11 protein-coding genes and 1 pseudogene are annotated in these 9,618 nt (G+C 66.5%); 9 read left to right on the top strand and 3 right to left on the bottom strand.

All coding sequences use genetic code 11. The features are described 5' to 3' along the window. Positions 1-245: 245 nt before the first annotated feature. Together ACN6LB_RS45105 and tpg are read left to right on the top strand one after the other, a co-directional pair. Positions 246-1,727 carry an FG-GAP-like repeat-containing protein gene (locus ACN6LB_RS45105; RefSeq protein WP_445031005.1) on the top strand — a complete coding sequence of 494 codons (1,482 nt, stop codon included), beginning with the start codon at positions 246-248 and terminating at the stop codon, positions 1,725-1,727. A 142-nt stretch (positions 1,728-1,869) separates the two neighbouring features. Next, positions 1,870-2,202 (top strand): annotated as a pseudogene (gene tpg, locus ACN6LB_RS45100) (telomere-protecting terminal protein Tpg); the annotation flags it as partial. Positions 2,203-2,279: 77 nt separating this feature from the next. Here the strand turns inward: tpg and ACN6LB_RS45095 are convergent. After that, the gene (locus ACN6LB_RS45095; RefSeq protein ID WP_445031004.1) at positions 2,280-2,642 is read right to left on the bottom strand and encodes a hypothetical protein; all 363 of its coding nucleotides are present in this window, start codon (positions 2,640-2,642) and stop codon (positions 2,280-2,282) included. A gap of 343 nt (positions 2,643-2,985) precedes the next feature. Further along, positions 2,986-3,837, bottom strand: coding sequence for a hypothetical protein (locus tag ACN6LB_RS45090; protein WP_445031003.1), 852 nt, complete (start codon positions 3,835-3,837; stop codon positions 2,986-2,988). 231 nt (positions 3,838-4,068) lie between these two features. Here ACN6LB_RS45090 and ACN6LB_RS45085 point away from each other — a divergent pair, with 231 nt between their 5' ends. From ACN6LB_RS45085 to ACN6LB_RS45070, 4 genes are all read left to right on the top strand, one after another. Further along, positions 4,069-4,206 (top strand): hypothetical protein, encoded by a 138-nt coding sequence (locus ACN6LB_RS45085; RefSeq protein ID WP_445031002.1) that lies wholly within the window; start codon positions 4,069-4,071, stop codon positions 4,204-4,206. A 49-nt stretch (positions 4,207-4,255) separates the two neighbouring features. Further along, complete coding sequence (locus tag ACN6LB_RS45080) at positions 4,256-4,771, top strand: hypothetical protein (RefSeq protein WP_445031001.1); 516 nt, start codon at positions 4,256-4,258, stop codon at positions 4,769-4,771. A 1,036-nt stretch (positions 4,772-5,807) separates the two neighbouring features. After that, complete coding sequence (locus ACN6LB_RS45075) at positions 5,808-6,254, top strand: hypothetical protein (protein ID WP_445031000.1); 447 nt, start codon at positions 5,808-5,810, stop codon at positions 6,252-6,254. Positions 6,255-6,351: 97 nt separating this feature from the next. After that, entirely contained in the window at positions 6,352-6,675 is a 324-nt protein-coding gene (locus tag ACN6LB_RS45070; RefSeq protein ID WP_445030999.1) for a hypothetical protein, read from the top strand. A 5-nt stretch (positions 6,676-6,680) separates the two neighbouring features. Here ACN6LB_RS45070 and ACN6LB_RS45065 read toward each other — a convergent pair whose 3' ends face one another. Then, the gene (locus tag ACN6LB_RS45065; RefSeq protein ID WP_445030998.1) at positions 6,681-6,848 is read right to left on the bottom strand and encodes a hypothetical protein; all 168 of its coding nucleotides are present in this window, start codon (positions 6,846-6,848) and stop codon (positions 6,681-6,683) included. 128 nt (positions 6,849-6,976) lie between these two features. Between ACN6LB_RS45065 and ACN6LB_RS45060 the strand changes: the two genes are divergently transcribed. The 3 genes from ACN6LB_RS45060 to ACN6LB_RS45050 all read left to right on the top strand — a co-directional run bounded on the left by ACN6LB_RS45060 (position 6,977) and on the right by ACN6LB_RS45050 (position 9,524). Then, positions 6,977-7,594, top strand: a complete 618-nt coding sequence (locus ACN6LB_RS45060) for a zinc finger domain-containing protein (RefSeq protein WP_445030997.1) — start codon at positions 6,977-6,979, stop codon at positions 7,592-7,594. A gap of 119 nt (positions 7,595-7,713) precedes the next feature. Continuing rightward, positions 7,714-8,019 carry a hypothetical protein gene (locus ACN6LB_RS45055; RefSeq protein ID WP_445030996.1) on the top strand — a complete coding sequence of 102 codons (306 nt, stop codon included), beginning with the start codon at positions 7,714-7,716 and terminating at the stop codon, positions 8,017-8,019. A 431-nt stretch (positions 8,020-8,450) separates the two neighbouring features. Then, complete coding sequence (locus ACN6LB_RS45050) at positions 8,451-9,524, top strand: hypothetical protein (protein WP_445030995.1); 1,074 nt, start codon at positions 8,451-8,453, stop codon at positions 9,522-9,524. The last annotated feature ends 94 nt before the right edge of the window (positions 9,525-9,618 follow it).

Raw genomic sequence — 9,618 nt, 5'->3', positions numbered from 1 at the left:
TCAGGAGGCCCTACTTGTATGCGCCCAGCACTCCACGATCACCTGATCGGGACTCCCGTTCGATCTACCAGCCTCAAGATCGGAACGACAACAGCTACTAAGGGCGTGGGGACCCCGCAGTGCCGTCCCGGGCGGGAAGGTGGGGAGCCGTGTACAACCTTCAGGGGTGCTGGTGTGTCAGGTGGGGCGAGTGAGTTTTGATGCTCGTTTGCTTTGCAATCTCCGCCGTCCGTCAAGGAGTTCTGTTGCACAGAGCAGTCACGGCCGCGGTCGTGCTCGCCCCTCTCCTCGCCGTCACTCTGACTCCGGTGACGGCTTCCGCGACTGCCGGGTACAAGGGGGCCAACACCGCTGCTGTGCAGGACGACTTCAACGGTGACGGTTACCGGGATCTGGTCGTGGGCGCGCCCTTCGCTTCGAACGGCAGCGTGGAGCAGGCCGGCGCCGTGGTCGTCCTGTACGGGTCGGCGTCCTCGGTGAGCACCGCGCGCCGGGCGGTCATCACGCAGGCGACCTCCGGGATCCCGGGGGAGCCGGAGGAATGGGACCGCTTCGGTACGACGGTCGCCAGCGCCGACCTGGACCGGGACGGGTATGCGGATCTGCTCGTCGGCACCCCGAATGAGGCCGTCGGTGGCAGCCAGGACCGGGGTTCGGTGACCGTCGTGTGGGGCGGGCCCAGCGGGTTGCAGGGCGGCGCGAGCATTGCCCCGCCTGCCGGGTACGGGGACGGCAGAACGTACTGCGGCTTCGGAATGTCCCTGGCCACCGGCGACATGAACGCGGACGGCGCCCCCGAGGTGGGCGTCGGCTCGCACTGCGAGGGTGCCTCCTTCATCGGCCCCTTCACCCGCACCGGCAAGCCCGCCTCCAGCTACCGGGAAGGGCGTGTCGGCGATGTCCGCGGCGTGGTGATGGGTGACGTGAACGGTGATGGCAAGGCGGAACGGTTCTGGCTGCCCGGGCCCACGACCGGCGACCTGCGCGGACCCGTCTTCCTCGACATCTTGGACGATGTGGGCCAGGCGCCCTGGCCCACGAAGCTGCCCTACGCCGACGGCCACGCCGGTCAGATCGGCGACGTCAACGGCGACGGCTACGGCGACCTGATCACCGGCATCGGGGATGACGACTCCGACCTGAACGAAACCGGCGCCGCGCACCGCGGCGGTGAGGTCCAGGTCCTCTACGGCGGTCCGCAGGGCATCACCACCGACCAGCGGCCGAAGGTCTTCCACCAGGACACCGCGGGCGTGCCGGGGACCGCGGAGGACGGCGACGAGTTCGGCCACTCGCTCAGCGTCGGAGACGTCGACGCCGACGGCTACGCCGATGTCCTCGTCGGCTCTCCCGGCGAGGCGGTCGGCACACGCGTGTACGCGGGGACAGCTGTCCTGCTCCGCGGTTCCGCGACCGGTCTGACGACCACCAGAGCCGTCGGATACTCCCAGAACACGGCGGGTGTCGCCGGAACCGCTGAGGCCGGTGACCAGTTCGGCGCGGCCGTCCACCTTGCCGACCTCAACAAGGACGGCAAGGCGGAGGCGATCGTTGGCACCCCCGGGGAGAACAGCGACGGCTGCCTGTGGAGCGTCCGCGGTTCGGCCACCGGCCCCGTCCTGAGCGGATCGGTCAATCTGTGCGGCAAGAACGCCGGCATCACCCTTGCCAACGACACCAGGGGCTACTTCGGAGCCGCCCTGACGAGCCCACACGTCTCTACCTAGTGGCGGTGTAGTGGCTCGGGCGGCTCCAGCCGGGCACCGCGGCCGCGGATCGGGGGCGTTCATCGGTGATGTCCTTCGGCGGGTGCTTGCGGGCGCCGCGCCGCTAGCGGTTGACGGAGTCGGCGGTGACGCCGAGTTCCGCCGCGCCCGGTGGCAGCCGCAGGTCCGCAGGCGCCGGCGGAAGCAGGCCGCCGCCACCGGCGGGATCACCGTGGAGACCAGGGCCCGCTTCGGCTACACCGCGCCGGTCGGCAGCACCGACGACGGGCGCTTCCGCCGCCTGACCGTCCACCTTCCTCCGGCGTACGCGCAGCGCCTGTTCGACGCCCGCGACGCGGGCGCCAGCGACCAGGAGATGCGCGGAATCATCGCCGACGGACTCAAAGAAATCTACTTCCAGGACGGCGGCAGCCGCGCCACGGGACTCTCGGACGTCGCCATCAACGACATCGACTACCTGGACCTGGATTTCTGAACGGGAGCCTGCTTATGGCGAGCATCGGGTCCTGTGTGAGCCGTGGCGCAGTAGTTGACACGAAGGCAGGCTTGTTGTCACTCGGGGGTGTCGGCCGACGTGATGGGCCGGCGTCCGCCGCAGCAGGCCACCATTGCTGTCGCCGTGGAGTTCAGGAAGATCGTGAACCAGGATGACCGGTCCACCGCGTCGATGGATCCGGTACGAAGCGGCTCTTCCCCGGCCCGCTTGAGGATGTCGACGCTCTCGGCTGCCCCCTCGACCGTGTGGCCACGCTTCAAGGAATGGTGCATTCGACGCCGGAAGACGCCCGCGTGCCGGTTGGCGGGGACCAGGCCGTCCCAGACGACGAAGTCAGCCCCGGCGATCAAGGCGTTGCGTGCAGGCCCGCATGCCGGGGTCTGTTCGTGGAGCATGGCGATGAGGTCGTCGCGAGTCACACTGCGCCCCGGTGACAGAAAGACCGACAATCCACCGTGTGTGACACCTGCAGCGCCTCTCTGGTGACAGTCCGACTGCTTCGACGGGGTTCCGTCGCAGGCTATCCGGCGCCGTCAGTGACAACTACCGAGCCTCCGCACAGTCCCTGAGACTGAGCTTGTCCTACGGTTCTAGCGCGGGCTCACTCCGGTCATTCGTAAAATCGATGAAGCCCGAGGACTCCGGGTATGGCAGTCAGCTTGTCGCCGTCTGATGGCTGAAAAAACTTGGCCGCTCGGAGTCCGTGACGGTCACAACCTGCGCGGTCACCGGCGCGGGCTACACTGTCACCCGACGCTGACGTCACCCTTGCCCGCCCCGGATCTGGCTGAGCAGGTCCAGCCCCCGCCGGGCCCGTTGTTGGCCGTAGACCAGCACAGAGGCGAGAATCGTGCACGCGCCGATGGCGTAGGTCCTCGTCGATTCGGGTAAGCCGATCTGGCTGACCGTCACCGCTGACCCGACGGTGATCACCACAAAAACAGCGATCCGGAGTGCCTCCCAGTCGCGTACGACCTCCAGCCCCGTCAGCTCCTCATTGTCGAGGAGTGCCCCGAGGTGACCTTGGACGTACCGGTCGGCGATCTTCATCAGGAGGCGTGCGAGCTCGGGGATCGCTGCCGCGCCCTCGACATCGATCCGCGCCTCGGCCTGGCGCAGTGCTGCCACGACGAGACCGGCATGGTGCTTGAGCTGTCGGCGGCGGTGGGAGCGAACGGGCAGCCGCTGCGAGGTGCGATGCATGCGGTTCACCATGCGGGAGGTGATCCTGACAGCTCCTGCCAGAGCCCGGGCGGAGTCGGCGCGGCGTGCGCCGCGACTGTAAGTGTCTGTGCAGCGATATACCGCCCGTTTGATGACCACGACGGGGAGCAGCTGGCGCGCGGCACCGTCGATCCACTTCGTCCGAGTTGAGGGTGGGGCGCCCGCGGAGCGGAGCAAGGCCAGCAGCACGGCGGCAAGCAGCAATGCCGCGGCGATGTTGATCGTGTTGAGGGAGGGCATCGACCAAGAGCCGGTGAGGAGACCCCAAATCTCTGCAGGTTGCCGCAGCTGCCCGTCATGCCTGGTTGACGAGTCGGGTGATTGAGCCCAAACACAGAGAAAGAAACCAAAAAGAGTACAGATGGTGAAGACGGCAGGTTGGCTGTCCACTACGCGCTCCTGGAGCCAAACGCCACTGCGCAAAGCCGCCCTGACGCGCAGGGGCGCCGGTGGTAGTCCCAGCCTTCGGAGGTCGGCCTCCAAGGCCTCGACGGCTGCGTTCGCCCTCGCGATGCGGGCGACTGCCTTCCTGCTGCTCAACACCCTCCAGGACATGCCAAGGAACCTTGCCAGAACGGGTTCATAGCTGAACAGGGCCGGGTGAGACCGGAGTTCTTCTATATGAAGGCTGAAGGCTCGGGCGTCGGCCGGCGCCCCGCTGGAAAGGGATCACCTCAAGCAGCAGGCACCGCAAGGGAGTTGCCCGACTACGCCCACGAGATGCTGGCGGACGTCCTGGACATCGTCTGGCTCGGCTAACCATCCAGAGAGGGCCACACTTCATAAAGGCTGACGTACGCTCCGCGGCGTGGACTTGAAGTGGACCGTCACCGCAGTACTTCCAGTCATCACGCTGATTCTCGGCGCGTGGCTGAACCAGCGAAGTGAAGAGCGCCGAGAGACAGCAGCGCTCCGTCGCGAGGAACGGCTCCGCCAGTTGGACCGAGGGCACGTACGGTTGGAACGCCGGGAGTCGTTCGAACTGACTCACCTCGAAGAGGTCTACGACGCACTCAGCAAGGTGAACACAGCGGCAATCATGTTCCGCGTGATGCGCACATCAGGCGACGACCCAGACGTGCCTGGCCGGGATCTGTCTGAGGTGAATCGCAAGCTCGCCAGCCTGACAAAACTCGTCCTTGATGACGACATCCGGCGCAAGGTGCTTCAGGCGAGCACCGACGCTAACGGTATGGCCATCGACCCGGCTCCTCCGTCAGCCAACCCCGATTCAGCGGGGAAAGCTCAGGTGAGTCTGGGGGAGGCTCAAGAAGTGATCGCCAAGCGCCTTAGGGAGATCTACGGGCCGCGCCCCACTCTGTAGCTACGACCGCGATCCTTGAGGACTACAACGACGACGACGTCTTCGACTGACGCCTATAGGGAGCGGCGGGACGTAGGCTCTGGCGCGCAAGGTGCAGCCCTCGGCCCGCAAAGTTCAGATCAGGGTCTGTCGGCGCCCCGACAGTCACTGGCTGCCAGCCCCTGACCTTGTTACCACGCGCACGGCCGTCAGGCAGACCGCCGTCGCCGTCCCCCTGCGTCAGGAGGACGGCGACGGGACGACCTAAGCGCCGTGGCTGGGGGCTCGCCCCCAGTTCCCTCCAGGCCGTTAGCCTGAGAAGGCGCGGGCTGAGCCCGGCCTGGGGGCATCGCCTCAGAGGCAGCGCAAGCCCAGGCCCCCATCGTTTTGACCATCTCCAACACCACCTCCTGCCGATCCTTCGGGAGGAACACCCAGACCAGCCACGCCGGAGCGGACAGGCACACGATCACGAGCAAAGGGATCACGCGGGCAGCAACGAGCAGCCCGCGGGTTACACCAAGAGATGGCAGGGACGGCATCAGGACCGCTTTCGAGTCGAGAACCATGGCCGTCGCGTGTCATCGAATAGCCCGCTCGGACTATGTGGCGCACGGCCAATCTTTTTTGGCTCTCGTGACTCAAGTCACCGAAGAGAAGGCGCGGCCAGCTTGATCCGAGAACCGCCCGCCGTGAACACGACAATGGGGCGGGATTTTTTTTCGACCCGCGGAACTACGTCCTCGCTTCCAACTTTACCGCCGAGCGGAAACGGCAGGAAGACCCGATCCGCCGCCTGCTGCGAGGACTTCGCCACGCGATCCGTCGTCTGGGAGGCTCACGGACCGTCAGCGCATCTCACAGTTCATAGAGCGGCCAGACGAGCTCTCCGCCCCATGGACCCGTACGCGATCTTCACCGGCTGGCTCACCGGAGCATAGGTGTGGCCCGGCGGCCAGTGCCTGTTTCTGGTCCTTGCATGACAAGGCGAGTGTGTTCGGCGCTGGCGGGGGTTAGCCTGACGGTGCCTGCTCATTCAGCCTGGTGAGGAGACTAAGTGGCCAGTCTGATCAACTCGGTTGAGGTACGTCCGCGCGTGTCTTACCGGACCATCCAGATGGGCCCCATCTTCTTCGAGGAAGCACCGGCGGAAGACGATGTTGTCCAGATTCCGGGAGATGGCTGGAGTCTTACGTCTAGCGACAACGACTTCTACCCTTTGGTGCGCTTGGAGGTCTGGGACGGGCCTGCTGGTCAGCCGGAAGGGTCCTGGGATTACGAGCGTGTCTTCCGTTCTCCGCTGGGAGACCATCTGGGCGTCGTTGACTTGAACGGTGTTGTCTACGGGGAGATCGTTCTTCGGCCGGGGCGTTATCAACTGCGGTTGCTCTGCCGTGGCCGGGATCACGTGGAGGCCCTTGTGGTGCTCGACCCCTTCCCGCCGCAGGAACCTCATGAAGATCCCCTTGAGGTATGGGTCATCCAGATGTGGCCTGATGACTGAGTAGCGCCAGCCATCCCCGGCAGGTGGGTGGCGGATTCGGGTGAGAGCCTGTGTCTGGTCCCGTGCCTAACTGCCGCGATAGTCGTTTGAGCTTCTGATGGACCACGAGATTTTGAGTGAGGACTTCGAGCGCGGTGGCGTCGAAGCGGTGACGGCGGCGCTGGAAGACTTCGCCGGTCGCGCGACCGGCGCTGAACTGGACGCGGCCGTGGATCTGACCTGCAAGCTAATCGCGGACGACACCGCCCGTATCAAGGCCCGTGGAGATCAGGATCTGGCGGAGGTGAACCAGTTGAAAGCGCAGGTCACCGACCTTGAGTGGCAGATCAACATGCTTCTCGGCTTCGCTGTCGGCGAGTTCTTGGCCGGTGAAGACAGTGGTGCAACTCCTGCTTCGCCGGAGGAGGAAGGGCCATCCTGACAGGCTCAGGCGGCTTCGGGCAGGACGTAGCCGTGGGTGGCGTCGCGTCGTTCGGTGGGACCGGCCTTGCGGCGGGTGAGTCGCCGGGGCATGAGGGTGATGGCGGCCCACGTGATGAGTGCTTCGCTCATCTCGGGAAGGCGTTCGTGGTCGCGGCAGTGGCTGGACGACACGGTCCAACAGATCCTCTCCGAGAGCGGCCTGGACGGCATTCTCCCGATCGACCGCTGAGCGGCGCCACCGCAGGTACGGTCATCATCACGGCACCGACGACGGCACACACCACCGGACCCAGGGGGCAATGGTGGAGAACGGATCGCAGAGCATCCCGTGGGGCGGCGAGTGGCGACGTCACCTCCGCTCCGATGCCGAGATGGATCTCGTGCGCTCGTGGATGCGCCGTGTCGAATGCCCGAGTTGCAAGGCAGCTGCAGGGCGGGTCTGCCGCACCGCGGGCGGCCGCCCGACCAACGAACACCGTGCACGCCGTGACGCCGTCGGCCCCATCCCGTACACGAAGTGGCGAAAGGAGGGCCTCATCCCGGAGCAGCGGACGTACACGATTCCGGCCGTGCTCAAGGAGTCGGAGAAGGCCCGTGCCGACTTCAACGTGGACACCGCCCTGGCCGACGGTGTGGCGGTCGTCCGAATGTTCCTCGTCGACCGGCTCGGGTTGTTCCTCCAGGGCGAGGAGGCTATGGACCGCATCGACGACGCCGTGCGCAAACTGATCGAGGTCCGCGGCCCGGTGAGGACGGCCGACGTGGTCACTGTCCTCGCCAGCCAAGTGGCCTCGCTGCTGGCTGCGAACGCCGGACCCGACGGTGATCCGGAGGCCCTGTTCGACACGATGATCCGCGCGCAGATCGACATGGTCCGCAGGATGAATGCGATCGAGAAGGAACGAGCTGACGGCTGACCGGCCGGACTGCCCGACGACCTCACTGATGTAGTGACACCCACTAACCTCCTGCCGATGCAGTGCCAACGTGCACGCTGGTGGTGTCCCGTTCGAGTGTTCGAGTGAAGGGCTGAGCTGTGCCCGACCGACCTGAAATCGTCTGTATCTGCGGCTCTACCCGGTTTGTGGACGAGATGCGTGCGGTGAATCGTGATCTGACCTTCGCCGGGGTCATTGTTGTTGCGCCAGGCGAAGCAGACGAGTTGGTCACCGACAAGCAGAAGGCGGCGCTGGACGCCCTCCACCTGCGCAAGATCGACCTGGCAGACCGGGTTCTGGTCGTCAACCCTGGTGGGTACATCGGCGAGTCCACGGGCAGGGAAATCGACTATGCCCGCGCCACCGGCAAGCCGGTTTCGTTCACCGATCCCGCTGCTACGTAGTTCGCCGGGGGAGCGGCCCAAGATCCCAGGGCTACACGCACACCGGTGCGATGCCGCAGCTCGAAACCCCCGGGCATCGCACCCCAGTGCGTGTAGGACCTGGCACGGCGCTGCTGCGGGGGCGACGGTTACCCGCTCCACCCTCCGGTCGCCCGGGTCCAGCATCAATGGCTCGTCCGCCACCTCAGCGATCCACGTCAACAGCACCACAGGAGTATCCCTGCACGGCGTGGGCCCAAGCACCACCATAAGAAGCGACGTCTAATGCAGGTTGCGCGAGTGTGCTGAGGCCGTGCCGCCGTTGACCGGATTGGTTGCCGACAAACCACGCCGTGAGTGCTCGTCAGCTCTTACCATCATCGTGAGCGTGACCGGTTGCGGACTAGCCGCGTGCTGTGTCGCTCGCTCGGGGGTGGGGGAGCGCTGTGCCGGTGGTCTTCGTGCACGGAGTGGGAACGCGGGAGTCGGCGGAGCAGCAGCGTGCAGTGACGCAGCGCGACGCGTTGCTGAGGGCGGTGGTGGGGCCAGTGCTGTGCCCTGCAGACCCCGCGAAACTGGGCGTGTTGAATCCGTACTGGGGTGACCTGGGGGCCAGGTTCGCGTGGAACAACGCCTCCTATCCGCCGGGCGGAGTGGAATCTTTCGGCGCCGACGGGACAGATGACGTACGGGCGCTGGTCGAGGAACTGCCCGAGACGCCAGTGGCCGGGCCGAACCAGGTCTTCGCATCTCTTGCGCGCAATGCGCCGTCCGACGCTGTCGATTTGCTGTGGATGGTTGCCGCGGGCAGGGCGGGCGCGCGGGAGGCGGATGCGCTCGCCAGCATGGGGGCCGAGGCCGCCGCGCTCGCCGAACGGGCCGCGGCGGGGCAAGCGCCGGACTGGCCTGCCGATGCTGCGGATGATGGGGAGTTTCTGGCCCGGCTGGTGGACGCGCTGACGGCGGGCCAGGCTGCGGGCGTGCCCGCGCAGGAGAGGTTCGGTGGGGGGGCCGGTGGACGGAAGTTGGCCGTGCTGCGGCTCCGGGAGGCACTCGGGCGGGTGGCCGCAGCCGCGCCCCGTGCGGGCTCCTCCGCGCTGCGCCGGCCCGTACGGCGGCCGGTGCACGCGGCGGGCACTGCGTTCATCGGTGACGTCTTGACCTACTTCCGGCAGCGCGAGGAGTACGGGGCGCAGGCGCCTATCGCTGCCCGGGTCGCCGCCGCGATCGAGGAGGGCGCGCGGCTCTGCACCCCGACCGATCCGAGGCTGGTGGTCATCGCACACAGCATGGGCGGAAACATCGTGTATGACCTCCTGTCCCATCTCAGACCTGAGCTCGGGTGCGACGCGCTGGTCACCGTGGGCTCGCAGGTTGGCCTGATCGCCGAACTCGGGCTGTTCCCGGCCGTACTGCCGCCCGAGGATCCCGCCCGGGACCGGGCACCCGTGCCTGAGGGCGTGGGCCGGTGGATCAACGTGTTCGATCCCAACGACGCCCTGTCCTTCGTCATTGCCTCGGTCTGAGGGGCCACGAAGTTTCCGGACAGGGATCCAATAGGGTTGTCCTGAACAGGAAACGAGGAAGAAGTGGCGCCACCCAGCAAGTACTCGCCGGAGT

Source organism: Streptomyces sp. SAS_270, assembly GCF_052543295.1.
Note: the sequence above shows the minus strand (reverse complement) of the source record. Positions and strands in the feature narration are given on the sequence as shown.

Coding starts and splice junctions, on each gene's coding strand:
- ACN6LB_RS45085 (WP_445031002.1), top strand. CDS start 4,069: ATGAAGGCTGAAGGCTCGGGCGTCGGCCGGCGCCCCGCTGGAAAGGGA.
- ACN6LB_RS45070 (WP_445030999.1), top strand. CDS start 6,352: ATGGACCACGAGATTTTGAGTGAGGACTTCGAGCGCGGTGGCGTCGAA.
- ACN6LB_RS45060 (WP_445030997.1), top strand. CDS start 6,977: ATGGTGGAGAACGGATCGCAGAGCATCCCGTGGGGCGGCGAGTGGCGA.